The sequence below is a fragment of the Sphingomonas sp. genome, from assembly GCF_039595165.1.
Taxonomy (GTDB): domain Bacteria; phylum Pseudomonadota; class Alphaproteobacteria; order Sphingomonadales; family Sphingomonadaceae; genus Sphingomonas.
Map to the genome: position 1 here is coordinate 1 of NZ_JBCNMA010000038.1, position 25,819 is coordinate 25,819.

29 protein-coding genes, 1 tRNA gene and 1 pseudogene are annotated in these 25,819 nt (G+C 69.1%); 16 read left to right on the forward strand and 15 right to left on the reverse strand.

All coding sequences use genetic code 11. The features are described 5' to 3' along the window. From ABDV68_RS08885 to ABDV68_RS08900, 4 genes are all read right to left on the reverse strand, one after another. Positions 1-426 (reverse strand): alpha/beta hydrolase (locus ABDV68_RS08885; RefSeq protein ID WP_343519481.1); only part of this gene is annotated, 426 nt, incomplete at its 3' end. A 26-nt stretch (positions 427-452) separates the two neighbouring features. Beyond that, the gene (locus tag ABDV68_RS08890; protein WP_343519482.1) at positions 453-944 is read right to left on the reverse strand and encodes a pyridoxamine 5'-phosphate oxidase family protein; all 492 of its coding nucleotides are present in this window, start codon (positions 942-944) and stop codon (positions 453-455) included. A gap of 67 nt (positions 945-1,011) precedes the next feature. After that, positions 1,012-1,845 carry a hypothetical protein gene (locus ABDV68_RS08895; RefSeq protein WP_343519483.1) on the reverse strand — a complete coding sequence of 278 codons (834 nt, stop codon included), beginning with the start codon at positions 1,843-1,845 and terminating at the stop codon, positions 1,012-1,014. A gap of 242 nt (positions 1,846-2,087) precedes the next feature. Continuing rightward, positions 2,088-2,984 carry an SDR family NAD(P)-dependent oxidoreductase gene (locus ABDV68_RS08900; RefSeq protein ID WP_343519484.1) on the reverse strand — a complete coding sequence of 299 codons (897 nt, stop codon included), beginning with the start codon at positions 2,982-2,984 and terminating at the stop codon, positions 2,088-2,090. Positions 2,985-3,174: 190 nt separating this feature from the next. On the opposite strand from ABDV68_RS08900, the gene ABDV68_RS08905 reads away from it, so the two are divergent. Next, positions 3,175-3,303 carry a hypothetical protein gene (locus ABDV68_RS08905; RefSeq protein ID WP_343519485.1) on the forward strand — a complete coding sequence of 43 codons (129 nt, stop codon included), beginning with the start codon at positions 3,175-3,177 and terminating at the stop codon, positions 3,301-3,303. Positions 3,304-3,342: 39 nt separating this feature from the next. On the opposite strand, the gene ABDV68_RS08910 is transcribed toward ABDV68_RS08905, so the two are convergent. The 8 genes from ABDV68_RS08910 to ABDV68_RS08945 form a co-directional block, all read right to left on the reverse strand. Beyond that, positions 3,343-3,663, reverse strand: coding sequence for a hypothetical protein (locus ABDV68_RS08910; protein WP_343519486.1), 321 nt, complete (start codon positions 3,661-3,663; stop codon positions 3,343-3,345). A 107-nt stretch (positions 3,664-3,770) separates the two neighbouring features. Further along, positions 3,771-4,463 (reverse strand): phosphate regulon transcriptional regulator PhoB, encoded by a 693-nt coding sequence (gene phoB, locus ABDV68_RS08915; RefSeq protein ID WP_265119327.1) that lies wholly within the window; start codon positions 4,461-4,463, stop codon positions 3,771-3,773. 4 nt (positions 4,464-4,467) lie between these two features. Beyond that, complete coding sequence (phoU, locus tag ABDV68_RS08920; protein WP_343519487.1) at positions 4,468-5,166, reverse strand: phosphate signaling complex protein PhoU; 699 nt, start codon at positions 5,164-5,166, stop codon at positions 4,468-4,470. Then, positions 5,166-5,912, reverse strand: a complete 747-nt coding sequence (pstB, locus tag ABDV68_RS08925) for a phosphate ABC transporter ATP-binding protein PstB (protein WP_343519511.1) — start codon at positions 5,910-5,912, stop codon at positions 5,166-5,168. The genes phoU and pstB overlap by 1 nt, the downstream gene beginning before the upstream one ends. A gap of 83 nt (positions 5,913-5,995) precedes the next feature. Beyond that, positions 5,996-7,273, reverse strand: coding sequence for a phosphate ABC transporter permease PstA (pstA, locus tag ABDV68_RS08930; protein WP_343519489.1), 1,278 nt, complete (start codon positions 7,271-7,273; stop codon positions 5,996-5,998). Next, positions 7,266-8,639, reverse strand: a complete 1,374-nt coding sequence (gene pstC / locus ABDV68_RS08935; RefSeq protein ID WP_343519490.1) for a phosphate ABC transporter permease subunit PstC — start codon at positions 8,637-8,639, stop codon at positions 7,266-7,268. Before pstC ends, pstA begins: the two co-directional genes overlap by 8 nt. Before the next feature lie 136 nt (positions 8,640-8,775). Further along, a complete protein-coding gene (locus tag ABDV68_RS08940; RefSeq protein WP_343519491.1) occupies positions 8,776-9,804 on the reverse strand; it encodes a substrate-binding domain-containing protein in 1,029 nt (342 codons plus the stop codon). An 83-nt stretch (positions 9,805-9,887) separates the two neighbouring features. Continuing rightward, positions 9,888-11,099: an ATP-binding protein gene (locus ABDV68_RS08945; RefSeq protein WP_343519492.1), complete on the reverse strand. Its 1,212-nt coding sequence runs from the start codon at positions 11,097-11,099 to the stop codon at positions 9,888-9,890. A gap of 98 nt (positions 11,100-11,197) precedes the next feature. Here ABDV68_RS08945 and ABDV68_RS08950 point away from each other — a divergent pair, with 98 nt between their 5' ends. The 4 genes from ABDV68_RS08950 to ABDV68_RS08965 are packed head-to-tail and all read left to right on the forward strand — an operon-like array spanning position 11,198 to position 13,739. Further along, complete coding sequence (locus tag ABDV68_RS08950; protein WP_343519494.1) at positions 11,198-11,599, forward strand: hypothetical protein; 402 nt, start codon at positions 11,198-11,200, stop codon at positions 11,597-11,599. Positions 11,600-11,605: 6 nt separating this feature from the next. Continuing rightward, positions 11,606-11,875: an HPr-rel-A system PqqD family peptide chaperone gene (locus ABDV68_RS08955; RefSeq protein WP_343519495.1), complete on the forward strand. Its 270-nt coding sequence runs from the start codon at positions 11,606-11,608 to the stop codon at positions 11,873-11,875. Next, complete coding sequence (locus ABDV68_RS08960) at positions 11,875-12,738, forward strand: HprK-related kinase A (protein ID WP_343519496.1); 864 nt, start codon at positions 11,875-11,877, stop codon at positions 12,736-12,738. Before ABDV68_RS08955 ends, ABDV68_RS08960 begins: the two co-directional genes overlap by 1 nt. Beyond that, complete coding sequence (locus tag ABDV68_RS08965) at positions 12,735-13,739, forward strand: nucleotidyltransferase family protein (protein WP_343519498.1); 1,005 nt, start codon at positions 12,735-12,737, stop codon at positions 13,737-13,739. Before ABDV68_RS08960 ends, ABDV68_RS08965 begins: the two co-directional genes overlap by 4 nt. On the opposite strand, the gene ABDV68_RS08970 is transcribed toward ABDV68_RS08965, so the two are convergent. Then, positions 13,681-14,394, reverse strand: a complete 714-nt coding sequence (locus ABDV68_RS08970) for an HAD-IA family hydrolase (protein ID WP_343519499.1) — start codon at positions 14,392-14,394, stop codon at positions 13,681-13,683. The two genes, ABDV68_RS08965 and ABDV68_RS08970, sit on opposite strands and share 59 nt — an antisense overlap. 78 nt (positions 14,395-14,472) lie before the next feature. Between ABDV68_RS08970 and glmU the strand changes: the two are divergent. The 7 genes and pseudogenes from glmU to ABDV68_RS09005 all read left to right on the forward strand — a co-directional run. After that, a pseudogene (gene glmU, locus ABDV68_RS08975) lies at positions 14,473-15,819 on the forward strand (bifunctional UDP-N-acetylglucosamine diphosphorylase/glucosamine-1-phosphate N-acetyltransferase GlmU); the annotation flags it as partial. 369 nt (positions 15,820-16,188) lie between these two features. Further along, a complete protein-coding gene (locus tag ABDV68_RS08980; RefSeq protein ID WP_343519500.1) occupies positions 16,189-16,554 on the forward strand; it encodes a ribbon-helix-helix domain-containing protein in 366 nt (121 codons plus the stop codon). Then, on the forward strand, positions 16,551-16,931 hold the full coding sequence (locus ABDV68_RS08985; RefSeq protein ID WP_343519501.1) for a PIN domain-containing protein: 381 nt from the start codon (positions 16,551-16,553) through the stop codon (positions 16,929-16,931). Before ABDV68_RS08980 ends, ABDV68_RS08985 begins: the two co-directional genes overlap by 4 nt. Before the next feature lie 16 nt (positions 16,932-16,947). Next, positions 16,948-18,771, forward strand: coding sequence for a glutamine--fructose-6-phosphate transaminase (isomerizing) (gene glmS / locus ABDV68_RS08990; RefSeq protein WP_343519502.1), 1,824 nt, complete (start codon positions 16,948-16,950; stop codon positions 18,769-18,771). 4 nt (positions 18,772-18,775) lie between these two features. Then, positions 18,776-19,525, forward strand: coding sequence for a molybdate ABC transporter substrate-binding protein (gene modA / locus ABDV68_RS08995; protein WP_343519503.1), 750 nt, complete (start codon positions 18,776-18,778; stop codon positions 19,523-19,525). Next, entirely contained in the window at positions 19,525-20,214 is a 690-nt protein-coding gene (gene modB / locus ABDV68_RS09000; RefSeq protein WP_343519504.1) for a molybdate ABC transporter permease subunit, read from the forward strand. Before modA ends, modB begins: the two co-directional genes overlap by 1 nt. Continuing rightward, entirely contained in the window at positions 20,204-20,809 is a 606-nt protein-coding gene (locus tag ABDV68_RS09005) for an ATP-binding cassette domain-containing protein (protein ID WP_343519505.1), read from the forward strand. Before modB ends, ABDV68_RS09005 begins: the two co-directional genes overlap by 11 nt. A 7-nt stretch (positions 20,810-20,816) precedes the next feature. Here ABDV68_RS09005 and ABDV68_RS09010 read toward each other — a convergent pair. Continuing rightward, positions 20,817-20,890: transfer RNA gene (locus tag ABDV68_RS09010), tRNA-Gly, on the reverse strand. A gap of 99 nt (positions 20,891-20,989) precedes the next feature. On the opposite strand from ABDV68_RS09010, the gene ABDV68_RS09015 reads away from it, so the two are divergent. The 4 genes from ABDV68_RS09015 to ABDV68_RS09030 are packed head-to-tail and all read left to right on the forward strand — an operon-like array spanning position 20,990 to position 24,784. Beyond that, on the forward strand, positions 20,990-21,826 hold the full coding sequence (locus ABDV68_RS09015) for a CoA ester lyase (RefSeq protein WP_343519506.1): 837 nt from the start codon (positions 20,990-20,992) through the stop codon (positions 21,824-21,826). Positions 21,827-21,834: 8 nt separating this feature from the next. After that, positions 21,835-22,944 carry an 8-amino-7-oxononanoate synthase gene (locus ABDV68_RS09020; protein WP_343519507.1) on the forward strand — a complete coding sequence of 370 codons (1,110 nt, stop codon included), beginning with the start codon at positions 21,835-21,837 and terminating at the stop codon, positions 22,942-22,944. Continuing rightward, positions 22,941-23,540, forward strand: coding sequence for a dethiobiotin synthase (bioD, locus tag ABDV68_RS09025; protein ID WP_343519508.1), 600 nt, complete (start codon positions 22,941-22,943; stop codon positions 23,538-23,540). The genes ABDV68_RS09020 and bioD overlap by 4 nt, the downstream gene beginning before the upstream one ends. Then, entirely contained in the window at positions 23,537-24,784 is a 1,248-nt protein-coding gene (locus tag ABDV68_RS09030) for an adenosylmethionine--8-amino-7-oxononanoate transaminase (RefSeq protein WP_343519509.1), read from the forward strand. The genes bioD and ABDV68_RS09030 overlap by 4 nt, the downstream gene beginning before the upstream one ends. 298 nt (positions 24,785-25,082) lie before the next feature. Here the strand turns inward: ABDV68_RS09030 and ABDV68_RS09035 are convergent. Then, the coding region (locus tag ABDV68_RS09035; protein ID WP_343519510.1) for a methyl-accepting chemotaxis protein at positions 25,083-25,819 on the reverse strand (737 nt) is incomplete at its 5' end.

The following is a 25,819-nucleotide window of genomic DNA, read 5'->3' on the forward strand; positions in this document are numbered from 1 at the left end:
CTGTGCTTGCGGTACGCCGTCGGGATTGTCGTCGGTACGAAGCATATAGGGCACCACCGAGCCGATCAGCGCAGCCGAGACCACGCCCTTGCCGCCATGGCGCGACATGTAGCGCGCGACCTCGCCGCCGCCCATCGAGAAGCCGACCAGGCTGGCGTCGCGATCGGCGCCGGTCTCCTGCATCACCTCGGCGAGGTCGTCGGCGAGCGTGTCGTAATCGTAGCCGCTCCACGGTTGCGACGAGCGGCCGAAACCGCGCCGGTCATAGGCGATCACGCGGAAGCCGGCCTCGGCGAGCGCGATCGCCTGCGGGTCCCAGCTGTCGGCCGACAGCGGCCAGCCATGGATGAGGACGACCGGACGGCCGCCGCCGTCCCAGTCCTTGAGGTAGAGGTCCGTGCCGTCCTTGGTCTTCACATAGGGCATGAGTCGATCCTTTGGCCAAGGGCGGGTCAGGCGAGCGAGACGTCGGCGACCTTGCCGCGATAGTCCTGCTTTGGATCGACACCGAGGAGCAGCTTCACGCCGGCGAACAGGCTGTTCTCGTTGAGCCAGATCTGCGCGCGTTCGGCGTCGAGGCGGAGCAGCTGGAGCTTGGGATCGTCCTTGCCGCCTTCGTACCAGGCAGCGACGAACGGGTTCCACAGCTTGTCGATCATCGCGCGGTCGTTGTCGGGGACGAGGTTGCCGTGGATCGTCGCCCACAGCTCGTGTCCCTTCGACGCGAAATGCGCCATCGCGCGATTGCCCTCGCGCAGCGACTGGACGAGGCCATTGTCCCTGGTGGTGAAGAACCAGATCGGGCCGCCGTCGTGCTCGGTGTCGCGCAGCGCGGTCATCGGCTGGGCGTGGCCGTCATCGACTCCGTCGAGGCCGAGGAAGATGGTGCGGTCATCGTCGAGCGCTTTCCAGAATTTCTCCTGAAGTTCCTGCGGGCTGGGCATGCTGCGTCTCCTGTCGGGGATATGCAGCAGGAACGGGTGGCGGGGCGGCGGAGTTCCGGTCGCGCGCTCAGCCGAGGGCGGGGAGCGGGGGCCGGCTGCCGATATAGGCCCCGGCCGGCCGATCGAGCGGAAAGCCGATCTGGCTGAGCCGGCCGAGCAATTGCCGCGCGCGATTGGCGAGCGCGAGCCGTGCATCGGCGGCCGCCGGACCGTCGAGCAGATCGGGCGCGATCAGCAGCCCCTCGGGCACGCGGCGGAGCTTGCCGGCGGCGACCAGCGTCTCGATGTTGCGCGACACCGTCGCGTAGGGAAGGCCGAGGATGCGTGCCACGGTGCTGGGCTTGACCGGCGCGAGATGCGGGCCCGCGCTGTGGGCGAAGCGGCGATTGGCCCATTCGATCGCGAAGATCAGCGCGAGGCGTGTCCAATTCTCCCGGCGCTGGTGGTGGCATTCGACCGTGGCGAGCAGCAGGTCGAAGGCGATGCCGATCCCGCCGCGCGGGTCGTAGGTCACACCGGGGCGCGGCTCGGACAGCATGAAATTGGCGGCGCGCACGTCCTCCACCAGCCGCACGAGCAAGTCGTGGCACTGGTCCGCCATCTGCGCGGCGCGCGGGTCGCAGATCACCTGGAGCGGCACTGCGAGGCCGGCGTCGCTGCGCACGAGCAGCCCGGCGTCGATCAGCATGTTGGCCTGGCGGCGGATCGTCTCGAACGGGCGCGCGAGCGAGGCGGCGAGCGCGTTGACGCTGACCGGGTGCGAGCGGCCCGGCCCGGCATCGAACGGGCCGCATGCGCGGGCGGCGGCGGCGAAGATCATCGCGCGGTTGGGCGCGCCGAGCGCGGCGATCCCCGCCGACATGGCGCAGGCCGCGAATTCCGCCAGCAATCCCTCGAACAACGGTCCCTGCAGAGGCGCCGCAGCCTGATGCTGTTGGGCTGGTTCAAACGCCATCGTGCGACGGCAACCCAGCTATGACGTTACAACGCACCAACGCCTTGAATTCCCCCAATTCGAGGTGAAGTGAAGGCGGAATTGGCGCGATGCGCAACGCGTCAGCTACTCATTTTGCGCGAATGGCCATGAGAGTGTCGCCATTTCGGGTAGTTTTGATGACGTGATCGCCTCCTGCGACGCGCGCGTCAGCGCTGGAGCTTCGCCATGATCGTCATCGCCTGCTCGCTCCCCGATTTGGGGACGATCTCGCCCATCCGGTCGGTGATCGCCGCCCAGTTCGCGGCGATTCCCTCTGGCGTGAGCTCGTCGCCCTGGAGCCGCACGCCGGGCGTCAACGTGACATAGGCGGCCTGGAACACGCCCGCCCCGGCGCCGATGATCATGTTGGTCGGCGCGTCCTCGCTGACCAGGAAGAGCGCCGCCGGCGCCACGCTTTCGGGCGTGAACGCCTTGAACGCGGCTTCGGGAAAGATGTCCTCGGTCATACGCGTGCCGGCGGTGGGCGCGATGGTGTTGACGCGGATGTCGTATTTCGCGCCCTCGAGGTAGAGTGTCTTGGTCAGGCCGGCGAGGCCGAGCTTGGCGGCGCCGTAATTCGCCTGGCCGAAATTGCCGAACAGGCCGGTCGACGAGGCGGTCATCAGGATGCGGCCGTAATTCTGCTCGCGCATCGTCGCCCACACCGCCTTGGTGACGTTGGCCGAGCCGTTGAGGTGGACGTCGACGACGAAGCGGAAGTCCTCCGGCTCCATGTTCGCGAAGCTCTTGTCGCGCAGCACGCCGGCATTGTTGATCACGACATGGACGCCGCCCCATTTCTCCACGGCGCGGGCGACCATCTCTTCCATCTGGGCATAGTCGGTGACGCTGCCGCCGTTCGCGATCGCCGAGCCACCGGCCGCTTCGATCTCCTCGACCACCTTCAGCGCCGTGTCCGAATGGCCAGTGCCGTCACGGCTGCCGCCGAGATCGTTGACCACGACCCTGGCGCCGCGCCGCGCGAGCTCGAGCGCATAGGCGCGGCCAAGGCCTCCGCCCGCGCCCGTGACGATGGCGACGCGTCCGTCGAAGCTGATGCTCATGTCCCCTCCCTGGTTGCGAGGTCAGTAGTGCCGCCTGCCCCGGTGGACCGCAAGGGAGACGAAAAGGGGGTAAACGCGGCGTAAGGGTTGAATCGCTCTCGACGGCGACGCAAGAACTAAGACATGTCGTCCGGGTCAACTCCGGGGGGAGCGTAACATGTTTCGGTGGTTGTCCGGCCGTTTCAATTGCATGCGCGGCAAGCACGCGCGTTCGGAAACCCAGGTGCGCCCGGTGGGCGGCACCTATGAGAGCCGCTGCGCCTATTGCGGCGTGCCGATGCTGCGGCTCGCCAAGCGGAGCTGGATCGTCAAGCGCTGAAGCGGCGCGGCGCCGTCAAGCGCCACACCGCCGTCGCGATCAGCCGCCGCGCTGGCGGCAATTGTCGAACTGACCCTTTTTGCAGACGGGATATTTGTCCAGCGGCGGAGGCGGCGGGAACGCTTGGGTCGGGGTCTGCGGATTGGCCTGGAAGACCACCTGCTGGCCCGGCTGGGCCGGGGCGGACATCGGCGGGGTTGCGGGCTGATAGCCGCCCGCCGGATCCTCACCGGCGGCCGGAGCGGCCGGTGCGGGCGCCGTTGCGGCGGTGTCCTGAGCTGGCGGCGGGGCCGGTGTGTCCTGGGCGACGGCGGCGGTGCCGGTCATCGCGAGCGCTGCGGCAAGAGCGAGCAGCTTCATGGCATGTTCTCCTGACGTTTGTCGGTCGGAGCGATTTCGCTCGGCCCGCCAACGCATCAGGCGCGGAATCTTTCCCTCGTTTCGCACCCGTTCCCGGGCGGCCGGGCTCAATGACCGGCGTCGAGCGCGTAGCCGGCCGAGCGAACCGTGCGGATGATATCGGGGCGATTGCCGATGTTGATCGCCTTGCGCAGCCGGCGGATATGGACGTCGACGGTGCGGCTCTCGATGTCGCTGTCATGCCCCCATACCGCATCGAGCAGCCGTTCGCGCGAGAACACCCAGCCGGGATGCTCGAGGAAATGCTTGAGCAGGCGGAACTCGGTCGGGCCGAGCGGCACGACGTCGCCACCGCGGCGCACCTTGTGGCCGACCGTGTCCATCTCGATGTCCGAATAGGTCAGCGCCTCGCCTGCGAGGGCGGGGCGCACCCGGCGAAGCACTGCGCCGACGCGGGCGACGAGCTCGCGCGGGCTGAACGGCTTGGTGACGTAATCGTCGGCGCCGGTCTCGAGCCCGCGCACGCGGTCCTCCTCCTCGCCGCGTGCCGTCAGCATGATGATCGGCACGTTGGCGGTTTCGCTCATCCGGCGCAGGCGGCGGCACACCTCGATCCCCGACAGGCTCTCGACCATCCAGTCGAGCAGGACGATGTCGGGCGCGCTCTCCTTGGCGAGCAGCAGCGCTTCCTCGCCGTCGGGCGTGTGGCGGACGTCGAAGTCCTCGCGCTTGAAATGGTAAGTCAACAGTTCGGCGAGGGCCGCATCGTCCTCGACCAGCAGCATGCGTGCGCGGCTCATAGGCTCAGTTCTCCGCGGTATCCGTATCGCGATCGGCCAGATACTGCCCTGTCGCGGCGAAATAGACCATCTCAGCGACATTGGTCGCATGGTCGCCGATCCGCTCGATATTCTTGGCGACGAACAGCAGGTGCGCGACCTCACTCACCGTGCGCGGATTCTCGACCATATAGGTCACCAGCGTGCGGAAGATGCTGTCGTAGAAATCGTCGAGCCGGTTGTCGCGCTCGGACACGCGGATCGCCGCCTCGGCATCACGCGAGGCGAAGGCATCGAGCACGTCGTGGACCATGTCGCCGGCCATCTGCGCCATCGCGGGCAGCACGGAGATCGCTTCGATCCGGCCGGTGTCGGGCGTGTGGACCAGCGGCACGCGCTTGGCGATGTTCTTGGCATAGTCGCCGATCCGCTCGAGCACGGCAGCGATCTTGAGCGCCGCGACGACCTCACGCAGGTCGTCGGCCATCGGCGCGCGCAGCGCGATCACGCGCACCGCGAGCTTCTCGACCTCGGACTCGATCGCATCGATCGCCTTGTCCTTGGCGCGGACCTGCTTGGCGAGCTCGGTATCGTTGCGCTCGAGCGCGAGCATCGCGTCCGAGATTGCTTCCTCGGCGAGACCGCCCATCTGCGAGATCAGCGCACGCAGATGGCCGATATCCTCGTCGAACGCCTTGACGGTATGTTCGTGACCGGTCGCCATTAGCCGTACCTTCCGGTGATGTAATCTTTGGTGCGCTCCTGCCGGGGCGCGGTAAAGATCTGGTCGGTCTCACCATATTCGACAAGCGTGCCGAGATGGAAGAAGGCGGTGCGCTGCGAGACGCGCGCCGCCTGCTGCATGTTGTGGGTGACGATCACGATGGCGTAGCGGCCGCGCAGCTCGTGGATCAGCTCCTCGATCTTGGCGGTGGCGATCGGGTCGAGCGCCGAGCACGGCTCGTCCATCAGGATCACCTCGGGATCGACGGCGATCGCGCGGGCGATGCACAGGCGCTGCTGCTGGCCTCCCGAGAGCGCGGTGCCGCTGTCGGAGAGACGGTCCTTGACCTCCTCCCACAGGCCGGCGCGCTTGAGCGAGCGTTCGACGATCTGGTCCATGTCACCCTTCGCGCGCGCCAGGCCATGGATGCGCGGGCCGTACGCGACATTCTCATAGATCGATTTGGGGAAGGGGTTCGGCTTCTGGAACACCATGCCGACGCGGGCGCGCAGCTGAACCACGTCCATCGTCTTGTCGTAGATGTTCTCGCCGTCGAGCGCGATGTCGCCTTCGACCCGCGCGCTCGCCACCGTGTCGTTCATACGGTTGAGCGTGCGCAGGAAGGTCGACTTGCCGCAGCCCGACGGGCCGATGAAGGCTGTGACATTCTCCATGTCGACGTCGATCGAGACGTCGCGGATGGCCTGTTTCTCGCCATAGAAGACGTTGACGCCGCGCGCCGCCATCTTCGGATGTTCCGTCGGCTGCGCCGGAGCGTGGGCCGTCTGGGCGGTCTCGTGGAAATCGACTTGGGTCATGTCGGAGGTCATCACCAGCGGGTCTCGAAGCGGTTGCGAAGATAGATGGCGAGGGCGTTCATCGCGAGCAGGAAGGCGAGCAGCACGATGATCGCGGCGCTGGTCTTCTCGATGAAGCCGCGGCTGACCTCGTCCGACCACAGGAAGATCTGGACGGGCAGCACCGTGGCGGGATCGAACACCCCGCCGGGCGGCGTGACGATGAAGGCGCGCATGCCGATCAGCAGCAGCGGCGCGGTCTCGCCGAGCGCGCGCGCCATGCCGATGATCGTGCCGGTGAGGACACCGGGCAAGGCGAGCGGGAGGACGTGGTGGAACACGACCTGGATCCGGCTCGCGCCGATGCCGAGCGCGGCGTCGCGGATCGAGGGCGGCACCGCCTTGATCGCGTTGCGTCCGGCGATGACGATGACCGGCATGATCATGAGGGCGAGCGTGAGGCCGCCCACCAACGGTGCCGAGCGGGGCAGCCCGAGCGTGCCGAGGAAAACGGCGAGCCCGAGCAAGCCGAAGATGATCGAGGGCACCGCCGCGAGGTTGTTGATCGATACCTCGATCAGGTCGGTCCAGCGGTTTTTCGGCGCATATTCCTCGAGATAGACCGCCGACAGCACGCCGATCGGGAAGGCGATCAGCAGCGTGACGAGCATGGTCAGGATCGAGCCCTTGAGCGCGCCCCAGATGCCGACCGCGGTGGGATCGGTCGAGTCGGCGCGGTTGAGGAAGCCGGCGTTGAAGCCACTCTGCAACGCCCCGCGCGCGCGCAGCTGCTGGACCGCCTGGCGGAACTCGGGCTCGCCGCCGCCATCGGCCGCGGCATCGAGTTCGCTCGACGCCGGCACCCAGATGTGCGCGCTCTGGCTGAGCAAATTGGGATCGTCCTTGATCGCGTCGCGCACCGCGGTCCAGGCGTTCTCGGCAAGCAGTTCCTCGCCCTTCGCGCCGAACGCGGCGGTGGCGGCCGCCTTCACCCGGTTCTCAAGCCCCGCCCCGGCAAGCGCGAGGTCGGCGCCGCGCGTGCCGAGCTGCGCGCGGTCGACCTCGAGCGGCGCCGATTGGAAGTCGATCGGCAGCGCGACCTCGGTGCGCATGAAGCCGGCAGCGCCGTTGCCGATCATCGTCGCAAGCAGGAAGAACAGGAACGCCGCCGACAGGATGACCGCGCCCATCCCGATCGCGCGGAAGCGGCGCTCGGAGCGATAGCGCTTGCGGATGCGCTTCTGCATCGCATCGGTCTTCCAGTCGGTCGGCGCGCGGTCGACGGGCGAGAGGCTCACGGGCTCACTCATAGGCTTCGCGATACTTCTTCACGACGCGCAGGGCGACGATGTTGAGGAGGAAGGTGATCATGAACAGCGTCAGGCCCAGCGCGAAGGCGGCGAGGGTCTTGGGGCTGTCAAACTCGGCCTCGCCGGTCAGGAGGTCGACGATCTGCTTGGTCACGGTGGTGGCGCTCTCGAACGGGTTGAGCGTGACGTTGGCGGCGCCCGAGGCGGCCATCACCACGATCATCGTCTCGCCGATCGCGCGACTGACCGCGAGCAGCACGCCCGCGACCACGCCGGGAAGCGCCGCGGGGAGCAGCACGCGGCGGATCGTCTCGCTCGTCGTCGCGCCCATCGCCAGGCTGCCGTCGCGCATCGCGCGCGGCACCGCGGCGATCGAATCGTCGGCCATCGAGGAGACGAACGGGATGATCATCACGCCCATCACCAGGCCCGCCGACAGCGCGCTTTCCGAGGAGGCGTAGGTGAAGCCGAGCGACACGGCGATGTCGCGGATCGCGGGGCCGACGGTGAGCGCGGCGAAATAGCCGTAGACCACGGTCGGAACGCCCGCGAGGATCTCGAGCAGCGGCTTCATCCACTGGCGCACCCGGGGGCGGGCATATTGGGTGAGGTAGATCGCGCTCATCAGGCCGAACGGGATGGCGACGAGCATCGCGATCACCGCACCGATGAAGAAGGTACCCCAGAACAACGGCACCGCACCGAGCGTCGCGCCCGGATCGGCCGGGTCGATCACCTGCGGGCTCCACAAGGTACCGAACAGGAAGTCGGTGATCGGCACCATCGCGAAGAAGCGCAGCGATTCGAACAGCAGCGACAGGAAGATGCCGAGCGTGGTGAGGATCGCGATCAGCGACGCGACCAGCAGCGCGAGCATCACCGTGCGCTCGACCCGGGTGCGCGCGCGGAACTCGGTCTTCACGCGGGTATAGGCGAAGGCGCCGCCGGCAAAGGCGAGCAGGATCGCGATGCCGGTGCCGAGCCAGCCATAGAAGCGGCTCGCCTGGAGATAGGCCGGGGCGAGCTGCTCGGCGAGCGGGTAGAAACCGTAATTGCCGCCCGCGGCGCGCGCGCGCACCTCGTTGAGGATCGCGTCGCGCTCATAGCCGAACATCGGCAACGCCGATGCCTGCGGCGCCTTGAGCACCGCGTCGGTGGCGAGCGAAGGCGTCAGCACCGACCAGGCGATGACGAAGATCAGCGCCGGGATGACCGTCCACATCGCGACATACAGGCCGTGCTGGCCCGGCAGCGAGTGGAGGCGGTGCTTGCTGGCCGCACCGAACCGCGCGGCGCGCGCGCGGCCGGTGAGCCAGCCGATGACGCCCAGCCCCGCGACGAGGAAGAGAAGCACGTAGGGGTTCATCGTTGTCCGACTGCGAAGAAGAGCTCGTTCCCCTGCGCAAGCAGGGGCCCGGAGCCACGAGCGGTGACCTTTGAAACCCTGGGCCCCTGCCTGCGCAGGGGAACAGAGCCGATGAGCGGATCGATGAGCAACGCTGCTACTTCAGCGACGCTGCGTCGAGCACCGTCTCGCTCTCGATCGCCTTGGCGGAGGCGTCGCGCGCCGCCTGCGGGCTGGCGATCAGGCCGCGCTTCACCAGCGGACCGTCGGGCGCCCACATCTGCGCATATTGGGCTAGGAACTCCTTGAGCCCCGGCACCGCCTTCAGATGCTGCTTCTTGACGTAGATGTAGAGCGCGCGGGCGCCGGGATAGGTGTTGCCGGCGATCGTCTCATAGGTCGGCGTGACGCCGTCGATCGGCACGCCGTGGAGGCGCTGCGCATTCTCCTCAAGATAGGAATAGCCGAAGATGCCGAGCGCGTTGGGATCGGTCGACAGCTTCTGGACGATCAAATTGTCGTTCTCGCCCGAATCGACATAGGCGGCGTCGCTGCGGATCAGCAGGCAGAGATTGTCGAACTTGTTCTTGTCCGACTCCTTGAGACCCTTGGCCTCCGGGCTCACCTCTTCACAGCCCTTTTCGAGGATCAGCTCGGCGAAGGCGTCGCGCGTGCCGCTGGTCGAGGGCGGGCCGAGCACCTTGATCGGCACCGCGGGAAGCGCCGGGTTGACGTCCTTCCAGGTCTTCGCCGTGTTGGGCTTGCCCATCGGGTTGGCGGCGAGCGCGAGGTAGATGTCCTTGCGGGTCAGCTGCAGCTTGGGGCCGGCGTTCGATTCGGCCAGCGCGATGCCGTCATTGCCGATCTGGATCTCGATCACCTCGGTGACGCCGTTCTTCTGGCACAGCTCGAGCTCCGACTTCTTCATCCGGCGCGAGGCGTTGACGATGTCGGGATGCGCGACGCCGATGCCGCCGCAGAACAGCTTCATGCCGGCGCCCGTGCCGCCCTGCTCGATCACCGGAGCCTTGGCGTGGGTGCTCTTGTTCACGAAGGCTTCGGCAACGGCGGTGGTGAACGGATAGACGGTGGACGAACCGACGACCTTGATCTGGTCGCGAGTCGCCTCCTGGTTGCAGCCGGCGAGAGCCAGCGCCGCGAGCGCGATGGGGGTGAAGCTGCGCATCTGTTGATCCTCGTGTGGTGCGAGTCGCATGGCGAGGGCCTAATCGCCGCCCCCGGGCGGGCCTGTGTTGCAGTTAGGTTACGTTATGATGACACGGGCCCCGGAAGCGGTGCAGCGGGCAGAAGAATCGTTACGGTGGTGCCGGCGCCGACGGTGCTGGCGATGTCGAGCCGGCCGCGATGGCGCTCGACGATGTGCTTGACGATGGCGAGGCCCAACCCGGTGCCGCCCGCGGCGCGGCTGCGGCTCGAATCGACGCGGTAGAAGCGCTCGGTGAGGCGGGGAAGGTGCTCGGGGGCGATTCCCTCGCCCTCGTCGGTGACCGACACGCGCACCATCGATCCGCCCGAGCTGCGCAGCGACACTGTGACCGGACTGCCGTCGCGGCCATATTTCATGGCGTTGCCGACGATATTGTGGAGCAGCTGTGAAAGCTGGACGCGATCGCCGCGGACGGGCGCGACCACGTCGCTGTCGATCACAATGTCGGCGGCGCGATCGGGCGACAGCGCGGCGAGTTCGCCATGCACTTCGTCGACCAGCTCGGGCAGGTCGACCGAGGTGTCGGGCGCGCGATACTTCTCGGCCTCGATTCGCGACAGCGACATGAGGTCGTCGATCAGCCGCTGCATGCGCCGCGCCTCATTGCCCATCACGCCGAGGAAGCGGGTGCGTGTCTCGGGATCGTCGGCGGCGTCCTCGAGCGTTTCGACGAAGCCGAGGATCGAGGCGAGCGGCGTGCGCAGCTCATGGCTGGCATTGGCGACGAAATCGACGCGAATGCGGTCCGCGGCGTGGCTGCCGGTGCGGTCGCTCAGATGCACGATGCGATGTCCGCCGGGCAGCGTGCGCACGCGCATCTCCCAATGCTGATCGCGCGCGCCGAGCCCGACGAGCTGGACCGGCCCGCCCGAGGATGCGTCGTCGGGATTGAGCAGGCGCTCGGCGGCGGCGGGGTGACGGATGCCGACTCGCACGTCCTGGCCCAGGATGTGCGCGCCGAGCAGGGTGCGCGCGGCCTGGTTGGCGGCGATCACGCGGTTGGCGGCGACGAGCAGGACCGGCTCGAAGATGGCCTCGACCGCATCGGCGATGTTGTCTTCGGTCGGGGCGGGCGGCGGCGCGTCGCGTACGGGACGCTCGACCGGCGGCGCGGCGGCGACCAGTGCCGCGACGCCGGCGCCGACCAGCGCGATGCCACCCGCCTCGATCCCCGCCGCAAGCCAGGCCGCGATCGCCGTGATCAGTACGGCGACGAGGGCAAACACGATACGAGGTGCGGAAAGCCCAAGCATGCCCCGGGGCTCTAGACCAGTTATGGGACGCCGCGCCACCGCTTCGGCGCTTGCGTGCGATTCACCTTTGTGAAAGGCAGCTGTGGCAGGGAGAGACGATGGGCGACGACAATTCCCAGGACGCCGGGCTGCCGAAGAAGCCGAGCCGCCGAGCGCTGATGCTGGGCGCGGCGAGCGCGTCGGCGATCGTCTCGATCAAGCCGGCGCTCGCCCAGACGGCGGGATCGGTGCTGAACTGCGAGATCCCCGTGCCCGACGCCGGCCGCGCCGGAAGCTATATTGCCGCCGACGGATCGGTGGTCCCCGCGGGAACCAAGGACGCCTTCCCGCCCGCGGGCCGCGCGTTCAAGGGCGAGGAAGTGCGCCAGGCGCTGGGCGGCGCGAACCTGCCCGGCACGACCTATGACCAGAGCCGGGCCTATACCAACTATATCCGCCGCCTGCAGCGCGGGACGAGCGGCTTCACCTGTTTCGCATCGCTCCAGATGCCGCGCGGCTGAGGACAAGTGACCCGTTACCGCGCCGCGGCCGCCGCGACGCTGCGGATCGTCCCGCTCGACGCGCTGACGGTGATCTATCACCGCGCCTCGGGGATCACTCATATCGTCGATTCGCCGGTGCCCGAATTGCTCGAGGCGCTGGAAGAGACCGCGCTGACGCTCGACGAGACGCTGGCTGCGCTCGCCACGGCGCACGATCTGGTCGACCCGGACCGCGCGGCGCTCGAAGCGCGGCTCGATGAACTGGTCGTCGCAGGGCTGGTCGAGCGCGTCTGATGCGCCATTCGACGATGCTCCGGATCGGTCCGGTCGGGTTCCGCGTGGGCAGCGACTGGCGCGCGCCGGTCGCGGCGCTTGAAGAGCTGTACCGCGATTATCCTCCGCCCGAGGAGGGCATCCCCGATTTCAACGTTCGCCTGTTCGCGGCGCGCTTCTGGCGGCGCTGGCTGCGGCCGTCGGTGCAGATCGGCGGGGATTTCGTCATTCCCGACGCGGCGCCACTGCCGCTCGCGCAGGGGTTGCTCGCGGCGGAAATGGGGATGAACCTGCAGATGGCGCTGGGGCAGCGGCGCTATCTTCTGCTCCACGCCTCCGCCGTCGAGCGCGACGGCAAGGCGCTGCTGATGACCGGCGAATCGGGGGCGGGCAAGTCGACGCTGGCGGCGCTGCTGATGGCGCGGGGCTGGCGGCTGATGGGCGACGAGTTCGCGCTGCTCGATCCCGAAACGGGACAGATTCACGGCTTTCCGCGGCTGATCAGCCTCAAGAACGCAGCGATCGGAGTAATGGAACGCGAGCTGCCCAGTGGGCGCTGGGGCCCGCTGCTGGAGGGCACGCCCAAAGGGACGATCCGGCACCTCGTGCCCGATGCGCGCGCGATCGCGGCAATGGGCGAGGCGGCGGCACCGGCGCTGGTGCTGTTCCCCTCGTTCGGGTTCGAGGCGGCCGAGCGCGAGGTGTTCGCGAGCGAGTGCTTCGTGCGGCTGACTCAGGCTTCGACCAACTATGTGACGCTGGGCGAGACGGGGTTCGACGCACTCACCGGCCTCGTACGCGGGGTGCCAGCACGGGCGATCGACTATCCCGACACCGCGACGGCGATCGCGACGGTCGAGCGACTGTGGCGCGAACTCGCATGAGCGGGGCACTGCTGGCGCGGGCGCTGGGCGATCCGGCTTCGGTCGAGGCGCTGGATGCGGCGGGCTGGACCGCGCTGCTCGCGGCGGCGCGCGCCGAGCAGCTGATCGGGACATTGGCATGGCGGGTCGACGGGCTGGCGATGCCGGAGGCGGCGCGGCGCGTGCTCGCCGATGCGCGCGCGGCCGTCGAGCAGGGGCGGCTGGCGGCGCTGTGGGAGGCGGAGATGGCGCGGCGTGCGCTTGCCGGCACGGGCATGCCGGTGGTGCTGCTCAAGGGTACCGCGTTCGTCGCGGCGGGACTGTCGGCGGGCATGGGGCGGCAGATCGGCGACCTGGATATCCTGGTGCCGCGCGAGCGGATCGAGGAGGCCGAGGCGGCGCTGCTCGCGGCGGGGTGGGAATGGGTCAAGCCGGATCCCTATGACGACGCCTATTACCGCCGCTGGATGCACGAGCTGCCGCCGCTGATCCACCGCGAGCGCGACCGCATGATCGATGTGCACCACACGATCCTGCCGCTCACCGCGCGGATCACGCCCGACGCGGCGGCGCTGATCGCGAGCCGGATCGAGCTGGGCAACGGCCTCTCGGTGCTGCCGCCCGAGGGGATGATCGTGCACGCAGCGGCGCACCTGCTCGCCGATGGCGACCTGCAGGGCGGGCTGCGCAATCTGTGGGACATTCGCTGCCTGCTCGACGAGTTCGGCGGGGCCGAGTTCGAGCTGAAGCTCGCCGCCTGCGCCGCGCAGCATGGCCTGGTGCGCGAGGCGGAACGGGCGCTACGCCTGTCCGCCGCACTGTTCGGCGAGGGCGCGCGGCTGACGCCGGCGGACCGTCTCTACGTGCGCCGAATGCTGGCACGCGATGGCTGGGGACAGCCGACGCGCAAGCTGACCGAGCTGGCCTTCTACCTGCGCGGCCATTGGCTGCGCATGCCCCCGCTCATGCTGGCGAGGCACCTGTGGACGAAGTGGCTAAAGGGCTACCGCCCAGCCGCATGAGCGCGGGCATGAGCTCGTCATAGCCGTCGATCACCGCGTCGGCGCCGAGTTCCTCGACCGGCTGCATCAGGAAGCCGAAGCTGACCGCGATGCTCGGGATTCCGGCATTCTTCGCGGCGAGGATGTCGTAGATCGAATCGCCGACGAACGCTGCGCGGCCGCCGCCGCAGCGGCGGATCATCTCGTGGATCGGCTCGGGCGAGGGCTTGGCGTTGCCCTTGCCCATCGTGTCGCCGCCGATCACACAGGCGAAGCGGTGGTGCAGCGCGAGCTCGGCGACGAGCTTCACCGCGAACCGCTCGAACTTGTTGGTGACGATGGCGAGCTTGACCCCGCGCGCTTCGAGTTCGTCGAGCGCCTCGATCAGGCCGGGAAAGGCGGTGGTGCCGCGACTGAGATTGCTCTCGTAATATTCGAGCAGCGCGGGATAGGCGCGCGCCATCGTCGCGGCGTCGAGCCCGCCCGACGCCTCTAGGCCCCGTTCGAGCATGTGCTTGGCGCCGCGGCCGATCATCGGCTTGATCGCATCGAGCGACAGCGTGGGGCGGCCGACCAGCTCGAGCGCGTGATTGGCGGCGGCGGCGAGGTCCGCGCTGGTGTCGAACAGCGTGCCGTCGAGGTCGAAGCCGACGATGTCGAAGGGGAAATCGGTCATGTGCGGCCAAATGCCCGCGGCGCTATGGAAATAGCAAGATGATCGTGGCAGGGCCGCGTCACGGAGGCCGTTTCGAGCATGACCACGCCACCCATCGCCGCGATCATCCTGGCCGCCGGCAGCGGCACGCGCATGAAGTCCGACACGCACAAGGTGCTGCACCCGATCGCGGGGCGGCCAATGCTGTTGCACTTGGTAGACACGGTTGCGGAACTGTCGCCCGAGCGGACGGTGGTGGTGGTCGGCGCGCGGCGCGAGCAGGTCGAGGCGGCGGTCGCGCCGCACGGCGTGGCGGTGGCGCACCAGGCCGAGCAGCTCGGCACCGGGCACGCTGTGGCGCAGGCGGAGGCGGCACTGGCGGGCTTCGACGGCGACGTGCTGATCCTCTATGGCGATGTCCCGCTGGTGAGCGGCGACACGATGGGGCGAATGATCTCGCGGCTGCACGAGGCGGACTCGCCCGCGGTGGCGGTGCTCGGCTTCCGCCCGGCCGATCCCGGCGCCTATGGCCGGATCGTCGCCGAGCCGGGCGGGCGGATCGTGAAGATGGTCGAATACAAGGACGCCTCGCCCGAGGAGCGCGCGGTGACCCTGTGCAATTCGGGGCTGATGGCGGTGCGCGCGGCCGACCTGTTCGCGCTGCTCAAGCGAGTGGGCAACGACAATGCCGCGGGCGAATATTATCTGCCGGACATCGTCATGCTGGCCGCGGCGGACGGGCGCGGCTCGGCGGTGGTCGAGACCGATGCGGTCCAGGTGGCGGGGGTCAACAGCCGCGGCGAGCTGGCCGCGCTCGAGGCGGAATGGCAGCGGGCGCGGCGCGCGCAGGCGATGGCCGACGGCGCGACGCTGATCGCGCCGGAGACGGTGTGGTTCGCCTATGATACCCTCCTTGGCCGCGACGTGACGATCGAGCCCAATGTGATCTTCGGGCCGGGCGTGACCGTAGCCGACGGGGTGACGATCCGCGGCTTCAGCCATATCGAGGGGGCGACGATCGACGCCGCCGCCACCGTCGGCCCCTATGCGCGGCTGCGGCCCGGCGCGGTTGTGGGCGAGAAGGCGCATGTCGGCAATTTCGTCGAGATGAAGAAGGCCGTGCTGGGCAAGGGCGCCAAGGCCAACCACTTGACCTATCTCGGCGATGCTGAGGTCGGCGCGGGCGCGAATATCGGCGCGGGGACGATCACCTGCAATTATGACGGCTTCTTCAAGTACCGCACGCGGATCGGTGCGGGCGCCTTCATCGGATCGAACAGCGCGCTGGTCGCGCCGGTCTCGATCGGCGACGGCGCGATCGTCGCCGCGGGGTCGGTGGTGACGAAGGATGTCGAGGCCGACGCGCTGGCGTTGGTACGGCCCGAGCAGACCGCCAAGCCGGGCTGGGCGAAGCGGTTCCGCGCGATGATGATCGCGCGCAAAGGAGGCGAAATGAGCGACCGTTACGCGGGCAAGCCGTTCCTGAGGCTGCTCGATTACTATGTGCTCGATGCGATCGGGCAGCTCGATGCGGACAGCGACCGGGAACTGACCGCGATGGAGCCCAAGTTCCGCGAGACCTTCGGCGGCGAGGGCGACTGGCGGGCGATGGTCGTCCAGCGGATGCAGTTTCCCGACGGCATGGCGGGCGCGATCCGCGAGCTGTGGGAGAAGGGATCGGCGAAGTTCGCCGCGGCGCAGGGCTATCGGCCCGATCCGGTCGAATTCACCCGGACGTTCGTGGACACCAATTTCCCGCACTGAAGGCGCTGGCATGATTGACATGATATCGCGATATGATATCGAGATATCATCATGACTCGCATCCTCGCCGACCTGCCTGATGAGGACATCAAATGGCTCGATCAGCTCGCTGCCGAGCTGGGCAAGTCGCGCGCGGCGGTGCTGCGCGAGGCGGTGTCGGCCTATCGTGCGGATGCGCCGAAAGATTGGCTGGAGATCGGCTTCGGCGCCTGGAAGGACCGCGACGATATCGGCGACGCCGTCAAGTGGCAGCGGCGCGAACGGGCTTCGACCACGCGTCCATGGGACGACGACTATGAACAGGTGAAAGCCGAGTTTCCCGACCTGTTCAATGCGGAGGACGATCGCCAGCGGCAAATCCAGCTGGAGATGAAGGGGGGCCGCTATCCCGCACCCAAGAAGCCTTCAGCCCAGTGAGCGGCTTTTCCTTCGATACCAATATCGTGATCGATGCGCTCAAGGGTTATGAGCCGGCGCGCGACGAACTGCGCCGCGCGACATCGGGCGGCGCGCGCGCCTGGATCAGCCGCGTCGTGTGGATCGAGGTGCTGTCCAAGGGCGCGGACGAGGGTCTTCGGCGCGCGGAGATCATGCTGTCCGGATTTGGAATTGACGAAATGGATGGCGAGATCGCTGCTCGAGCCGCAAGCCTGCGCCGTGAGCGGCAGCGCCTACGCCTGCCTGACGCGGTCATCCTGGCCACCGCGATGCTGCGCGGCCGCGTCCTCGTGACCCGCAACACTACGGATTTCCCGGCGGCGATGCCGGGCATCCGCGTTCCCTATACCCTCTAGAGCAGAGACCCGGCACATGTGTGGAATCGTTGGTATCCTGGGCAATGACGACGTCGCCGACCGGCTGCTCGACGGGCTCAAGCGGCTCGAATATCGCGGCTATGACTCGGCCGGCATCGCGACGATCGTCGACGGGGCGATCGCGCGGCGGCGCGCGTCGGGCAAGCTGGTCAATCTCGGGCGCGAGCTCGCCGCCGATCCGCTCGCCGGCACGGTCGGCATCGCGCACACGCGCTGGGCGACGCATGGCGGACCGACCACCAACAATGCGCACCCCCATGCCACCGGCGAGGTGGCGCTGGTGCACAATGGCATCATCGAGAATTTCAAGCCGCTGCGCGAGGAACTGCTCGCACGCGGGCGCAAGTTCGACAGCGAGACCGATACCGAGATCGTCGCGCATCTGGTCAGCGAGCAGGTCGAGAACGGCGTCGATCCGGTGGAGGCGGTCAAGACGGTGCTGCCCCGGCTGCACGGTGCGTTCGCGCTGGCGATCCTGTTCCGCAGCCATCCCGACATGCTGATCGGCGCGCGCCTCGGCTCGCCGCTGGTGGTGGGGTATGGGGACGGGGAGACCTATCTCGGCTCCGACGCGCTGGCGCTGGCGCCGCTTACCCAGCGCATCTCCTATCTGGAGGAGGGCGACTGGGTCGTGCTGACGCGTGAGGGCGTCCAGGTCTATGACCAGGCGAACAATCCGGTCGAGCGCCCGATCGTCAATTCGGGGGCGTCGGGCCAGCTGATCGACAAGGGCAACCACCGCCACTTCATGGCCAAGGAGATCTACGAGCAGCCGATCGTCGTCGCGCAGACGCTGCGCGCCTATCTCCAGCGGCTCGAGGACAAGGTCACGCTGCCGATCCCCGATTTCGACCTGTCGGCGGTGAAGCGCGTGACGATCGTGGCGTGCGGCACCAGCTTCTATGCCGGGATGGTCGCGAAATACTGGTTCGAGCAGTTCGCGCGCGTGCCCGTCGACCTCGATGTCGCGAGCGAGTTCCGCTACCGTGCGCCGGTGATGGAGGAGGGCGGGCTGATGATCGTGATCAGCCAGTCGGGCGAGACCGCCGACACGCTTGCGGCGCTACGCCATGCCAAGAGCGAGGGGCAGACGATCGCCGCGGTCGTCAACGTTCCGACCAGCACCATGGCGCGCGAGGCGGACCTGCTGCTGCCGACGCATGCGGGGCCCGAGATCGGCGTCGCGTCGACCAAGGCGTTCACCTGCCAGCTCGCGGTACTCGCCGCGCTCGCCGCCAACCTCGCCAAGGCCAAGGGGCGGATGGATGCGGCCGAGGAGAAGGAGATCGTCCGCCACCTCGCCGAGGCGCCGGCCGCGCTCAACGCCGCGCTCGCCTATGACGAGGCGATTGAGGCGATGGCGGGCGCCGTCGCGGGCGCGCGCGACGTGCTCTATCTCGGGCGCGGGACCGACTATCCGCTGGCGCTCGAAGGTGCGCTCAAGCTCAAGGAGATCAGCTACATCCATGCCGAGGGCTACGCCGCGGGCGAGATGAAGCACGGGCCGATCGCGCTGATCGACGAGAATGTGCCGGTGATCGTGATCGCGCCGTCGGGGCCGCTGTTCGAGAAGACCGTGAGCAACATGCAGGAAGTGCAGGCGCGCGGCGGCAAGGTCGTGCTGATCAGCGACGCCCAGGGAATCGCCGCGGCGGGCGAGGGGTGCCTGGCGACGATCGAGATGCCCAGGGCGCATCCGCTGATCACGCCGATCGTCTATGCTGTGCCGGTGCAGCTGCTCGCCTATCATGTCGCGGTGGCCAAGGGCACCGATGTCGATCAGCCGCGCAACCTCGCCAAGTCGGTGACGGTGGAATAGCGCGATGGCGGTCTCTCGCCGCTGGCTGTTCGGAGCCGCGCTGACGCTGGTGGTCGCGCCGGCCCAGGCGCAGCGGCGTGAGGGGCCGCTGGTGCTGGCGGCGGCGAGCTTGCACGAATCGATGACCGCGGCGGCCGACGCCTGGGCGCGGCGTGGTCATGCGCGGCCCGTGCTGTCGTTCGCGGCCTCCTCGGTGCTTGCGCGGCAAGCCGCGGCGGGGGCACGGGCCGACCTGTTCGTGTCGGCGGACCTGGAGTGGATGGACTTCCTCGATCGGGAACGGGCGATCGTGCCGGGGACGCGGGTGTCGTTCCTCGGCAACCGGCTGGTGCTGGTCGCGCGGGCGGATGCGCCGGTCGAGCGGCGCCCGCTGGCGGCGATGTTGCGCGGGCGGATCGCGGTGGCCGATCCGGCTTCGGTACCTGCCGGACGCTATGCCGAGGCGGCGCTGCGCAAGCTCGGGCTGTGGCAGGCCGCGGCATCGCGACTGGTGCGGGCCGAGAATGTCCGCGCGGCGCTGGCGCTGGTCGAGCGCGGCGCGGCGCCCTACGGCATCGTCTACGCGACCGACGCGCGTGCGTCGCGGCGCGTGCGCGTGGCGGGGGTGTTTCCCCAGGCGAGTCATCCGCCCATCGTCTATCCGCTCGCGCGGTTGCGCACCTCCTCGCATCCCGAAGCCGAGGGATTCCGGCGGTTCCTGCTGTCGAGCGAAGGGCGCGCGATCTTTGCGCGCTTCGGTTTCTCGCGCCGCTGATGCTCGAGGGCGGCATCTGGCCGGTGGTCGCGCTGTCGCTCAAGGTCGGGCTGGTGGCGACCGCCGCGACGCTGCCGCTGGCGTTTGCGCTCGCCTATCTGCTCGCGCGGGGGCGGTTCCCGGGGAAGATATTGGTCGACGGACTGGTCCACCTCCCGCTTGTGGTGCCCCCGGTGGTGACTGGCTGGCTGCTCCTCCTCGCCTTCGCGCCCTCCGGACTCATCGGCGGCTGGCTCGAGCGCTGGTTCGGCGCGAGCGTGATGTTCCGCTGGACCGGCGCGGCGATCGCGGCGGGGGTGATGGCGCTGCCGCTGATGGTGCGTGCGATGCGGTTGTCGATCGAGGCGGTCGACCGGCGGCTGGAGGACGCGGCGCGGACGCTGGGCGCGGGACGGGGACGGGTGTTCCGGACGATCACGCTGCCGCTGAGCCTGCCCGGCGTGCTGGCGGCGGCGGTGCTGGGGTTCGCGCGCGCGCTTGGCGAGTTCGGCGCGACGATCACCTTCGTCTCGAACGTGCCGGGCGAGACGCAGACCTTGCCGCTCGCCATCTACGCCGCGCTTCAGACGCCCGATGGCGAAGCGCAGGTGCTGCGGCTCGCCTTGGTCTCGGTCGCGCTGTCGCTGGCCGCGCTGGTCGGGTCGGAGCTGCTCGCGCGGCGGGCGGGGCGGGGTATCCATGCCCTTTGACATCGCGGTCGAGAAACGTCGCGGCGACACGGAGATCGCCTGCCGGATCGAGGGCGGGGCAGGGATCACCGTGCTGTTCGGCCCTTCGGGCGTCGGCAAGACCAGCGTGCTGGACATGGTCGCGGGGCTGCTGCGCCCGGATCGGGGCCATGTTCGGGTCGGCGGTGAGACGCTGTTCGACGCGGCGGCCGGGGTCGACATGCCGCCCGAGCGCCGCCGCGCCGGCTATGTGTTCCAGGACGCGCGGCTGTTTCCGCATCTCAGCGTCCGCGCCAACCTGCTCTACGGCAGCGGCGAGGATATCGCCGGGCTGGCGGCGCTGGCCGAGCGGTTCGGTATCGCGCACCTGCTCGACCGGTGGCCGCGCACGCTGTCGGGCGGCGAGGTGCGGCGCGTCGCGATCGCACGGGCGTTGCTGGCGAAGCCCGGCTTCCTGCTGCTCGACGAGCCGCTGTCGTCGCTCGACCGCGCGCGCCGCGAAGAGACCATGGCGGTGATCGAGCAGCTGCGCGACGAGACCGCGCTGCCGATGCTGATGGTCACCCATGACGCGGCCGAGGCCGATCGGCTGGGCGACCGCATCGTCGAGCTCTAAGGGAATCTGGAGCGGGTGAGGGGAATCGAACCCCCGTCGTAAGCTTGGGAAGCTTCTGCTCTACCATTGAGCTACACCCGCCCGGGCGAGCGCTGCATATGACGTGCGGGGCGCCGGGTTCAAGTCCCTTCTTGTTCGCCGCCCCGTGCGGCGGCATGGGCGAGCGGGAGAGGTGCCATCATGAAGCTGCGTTCACTGTTGTTCGTCCCCGGCGACCGGCCCGACCGGATGGAGAAGGCGCTGACGAGTGGCGCGGACGCGCTGATCCTCGATCTCGAGGATTCGGTGACAGCCGCGAACAAGGGCGCGGCGCGCAAGGCGGTGGCGGCGTTCCTGGCCGGGACGCGCAGCGAGGTGAGCCTGTGGGTGCGGATCAATCCGCTCGATTCGGGCATGACGCGGGACGATCTCGCCGCGGCGCACGGCGCCGACGGGATCGTGCTGCCCAAGGCGGAGAGCGGCGCGGATGTCGCCTCGCTCGATGCGATGCTGGGCGGGATCGCCGCGCGCATCCTGCCGATCGCGACCGAAACGCCGGCGGCGGTGTTTGGCCTCGGCAGCTATGCCGGCTGCTCGCCGCGTCTGGCCGGGATCACCTGGGGCGCGGAGGATCTGCCCGCGGCGATCGGCGCGGTGTCGTCGCGCGAGACCGACGGGAGCTACACGCCGCCCTATGAGATGATTCGCGCGCTCACCCTGTTCGGCGCGCATGCCGCGGGGGTCCGGGCGATCGAGACGGTCTATCCCGATTTCCGCAATCTCGACGGACTCAAGGCCTATTGCGCGCGGGCGATGCGGGACGGGTTCACGGGCATGATGGCGATCCATCCGGCGCAGGTGGAGGTGATCAACGCGGCCTTCACGCCGTCCGAGGACGCGGTGGTACATGCCCGGCGCGTCGTGGCGGCGTTCGCGGCCAATCCGGAGGCGGGAGCGCTTCAGCTCGACGGCAAGATGATCGACGCCCCGCACCTCAAACAGGCCGAGGCATTGCTAAAGCGCGCGGGGCTGGCATAGCGCCCGGCGTGAACGGAGAATTCCATCGCGGCGACCTGGCGCGGCTGCGCGAGGCGGGCCGGTATCGGACGCTGGCGCCGCGGGCGGGCGTCGACTTCGCCTCCAACGACTATCTCGGGCTGGCGAACGATCCGCGGCTGCGCGAGGCGGTGGCCGGGGCATTGGCGCGCGGGGTCGCGGTGGGGTCGGGCGGATCGCGGCTGCTGCGCGGCAACGATCCCGAGATCGTCGCGCTCGAGGCCGAGGCGGCGGCGATGTTCGGGAGCGAGGCGGCGCTGTATTTCGCCACCGGCTTCGCCGCGAACGTGGCGCTGCTTGCGGCGTTGCCGCAGCCGGGCGACCTGATCGTGCACGACGCGCTGGTCCATGCCAGCGCGCATGACGGGATGAAGCTGGCTCGGTCGCCCGCGGTCGCCTTTGCGCACAATGACGCACAGGCGGCCGATGACGCCATTGCCGCGTGGCGTGTTGCCGGTGGCAAGGGCACGCCGTGGATCGCGGTCGAGAGCCTCTATTCGATGGACGGCGACCGCGCGCCGATCGCCGAGCTGGCGGCAGTGGCGGATCGCCATGACGCCATGCTCCTGGTCGACGAGGCGCATGCCACCGGCGTGTGGGGCGCGGCCGGACGCGGGCTCGCCGCCTCGCTGGAGGGGCGGCCCAACGTCGTCACGCTGCATACCTGCGGCAAGGCGCTCGGCTGCGAAGGGGCGCTGGTGTGCGGGCCGCAGGTGTTCATCGATTTCCTGGTCAACCGCGCACGGCCGTTTATCTTCTCGACCGCGCCCTCGCCGCTGATGGCGGCGGCCGTGCGCGCGGCGCTGCGGATCGTGGCCGAGGAGCCGCAGCGGCGCGAGGCGCTGCACTGGCTGATCGCGCATGCCGAGCGGAGGCTGGCGCCGGTCGGAGTGACACCGACCGGATCGCAGGTGCTGCCGCTGATCGTCGGCGGGGACACCGAGACGATGGTCCGCGCCGCGGCGGTGCAGGCGAAGGGCTTCGACGTCCGCGGCATCCGGCCGCCGACGGTGCCGCCGGGCACGGCGCGTCTGCGCATCTCGCTGACCCTCAACGTGGGCGAGGCGGAGATCGATGCGCTGGCGGAGACGCTGGCGTGATCGTCGTCACCGGCACCGATACGGGGGTGGGGAAGACCGTCGCCGCGGCGGCACTCGCCTGGCGGCTGGGCGCTTCCTACTGGAAGCCGGTGCAGGCGGGGCTGGAGGAGGAGACCGACAGCGAGGCGGTCGCGCGGCTCGCCGGAGTCGAGGTGCTGCCCGAGGCCTATCGGCTGGCGACGCCCTGCTCGCCGCATCGTGCAGCCGAGATCGACGGGGTGACGATCGATCCCGATCGGCTCGCGCCGCCGCCGGGGCGGGTGGTGATCGAAGGCGCTGGCGGAGCGCTGGTGCCGCTGACGCGCGAGCTGCTGTTCGCCGATGTGTTCGCGCGCTGGAGGCTGCCGGTGGTGATCGTCGCGCGGACGGCGCTGGGGACGATCAACCACAGCCTGCTGACGATCGAGGCGCTGCGGGCGCGGGGCGTGCCGATCGCGGGGATGCTGTTCTCGGGCGACGAGGTCGCGGATAGCCAAGCCACGATCTGCGCGATCGGCCGGGTGCGGTCGTTGGGCCGGCTGGCGGTGCTCGATCCGCTGACGCCGGCGGCGCTGCGCGAGGCGGCGGCGGGGCTCGATGCGGCGGGGCTCGGATGAGCTCGCCGGTCTGGCACCCATTCACCCAGCATGGGCTGGACGAGCCGGTGCCGCTGGTGACCCGTGCCGAGGGCGCGGCGCTGTTCACTGCGGACGGGCGGCGGGTGATCGATGCGATCTCGTCCTGGTGGGTGACGACGCACGGGCATTGCCATCCGCGCATCATGGCGGCGATCCGGGCGCAGGCGGAGCGGCTCGACCAGCTGATCTTCGCCGGCTGGACGCACGAGCCCGCCGAAACGGTCGCGCGGCAGCTGGTGGCGATGATGCCGCGGCCGCTCGAGCACGTCTTCTTCTCCGACAGCGGGTCGACCAGCGTCGAGGTCGCGCTCAAGATGGCGCTCGGCCATTTCGCCAATCGCCGCGAAGACCGGCATCGCATCGTCGTCATGGCGGGGAGCTATCATGGCGACACGGTCGGCGGCATGTCGGTCGGCGAGCGGGGGGTGTTCAACAGGAGCTATGCGCCGCTGCTGTTCGACGTCGACGTGATCCCGTTTCCCGAGGCCGGGCACGAGCAGGTCACGATCGACGCGTTCGAACGGCTCTGCGGACAGCGGCCGGCGGGACTGATCGTCGAGCCGCTGGTGCTCGGCGCCGGGGGCATGAAGATGTATCCGGCGTGGGTGCTCAAGGCGCTGCGCGAGCTCTGCGCGGCGCATGGCGTCCTGTTCATCGCCGACGAGGTGATGACGGCATGGGGCCGTACCGGCACGCTGCTGGCGTGCGAGCAGGCGGACGTGGTGCCGGACCTGCTGTGCCTGTCCAAGGGGCTGACCGGCGGGTCGTTGCCGCTTGCCGTGACGATGGCGACCGGCGAGATCTTCGCGAGTCACCGGTCGGACGACCGCTCGAAGATGTTCTTCCACTCGTCGAGCTACACCGCCAACCCGATCGCCTGCGCCGCGGCGGTCGCCAATCTTCAGATCTGGTCTGAAGAACCGGTACTGGAGCGGGTCGCCGACCTGGCGCGGCGGCAGGCGGAGCTGTCCGCTCGGTTTGAAGAAAAGGTCAATAATCTCCGGCAATTGGGAACGATTGTCGCGATGGAGTTGGAGGAGCGAGAAGGCGCCTACCTCTCCGCGCTCGGACCGCAGCTGATGGGCTTCTTCCGCGAGCGCGACGTGTTGCTGCGGCCGCTCGGTAATACCGTGTACGTCATGCCGCCCTATTGCATCTCGGACGACGATCTCGGGCGGATCTATGGCGTGATCGGCGAGGCGATCGAGGCCTTCGCCGGCTGAAAGTATACACTGTCTTTACACTATCGCGCACGAGAGAGGCGCCGATGGGTGATCCGAGGTTCAAAGAGCGGCCGGCCGGCGGGCGCCGTATCGGCAGCGGAAGTCGAGCAGACGAAATCCAACATTGCAAGGGGGTGGTTAAGGGGCGGGGACAGGGCGTTCGATCCTCCCCCGCCAGGGGGAGGTGGCGCGCGTAGCGCGACGGAGGGGGAGGACTCCCAGCGATCGTTCTGGCATCCTCCCCCTCCGTCAGCTTCGCTGACACCTCCCCCTGGCGGAGGAGGGTTTTTGAAGTCGCTCACGCCGCGCGCAGCTCGGCGAGGAAGGCGTTGACGGTGTTGCCGAGCGCATCGGCCTCGGCGCGGATGCGGCCGGCGAGGCCGCCCATCTCGCCCGCGCTGGTCGAGGCCGAGCGCGCGGTGGCGCCGATCGCCTCGACGTCGCTGTGGATCTGGGCGCCCGCCGCGACGGCTTCCTCGACCGTCAGCGCGATCAGGCTGGTGGTGTCCTTCTGGGTGCCGACCGCGTCCTCCACCGTCTCGGACAGCCGTGCCATCGCGGCGATCGCCATTTCCACCTGGGCATGCCCCTCGGCGACCTGGACGATGCCGTCGCGAATCTCCTCGACATGCGCGGTGATGCGCCTGGCGGCGACGCCGGCCTGACTCGCGAGCGCCTTCACCTCGTTGGCGACGACGGTGAAGCCGCGTCCCGCCTCGCCCGCGCGTGCCGCTTCGATCGTCGCGTTGAGCGCGAGCAGGTTCACCTGGTCCGCGATCTCGCCGATCAGTCCGATCACGGCATCGATCGACTGCGCCGACTGCATGAGGCCGTCCATGCGCGCGCTGCCCGCGCCGACCAGCGCGACCGCCTCGACCGCAGCGGCCTTGGCGCGCAGCGTGTCGCCGTTGATCGCGGTGAAGGCGCCAGCGAGCAGGCGGCCGCGATCGGCGATGTCGCTCATGCTCGTGCTGGTCTGCGCGGCGGCGGCGGCGACGGCGGGGGCGCGGTCGCCAGTGTCGCCGGCGCGCGATT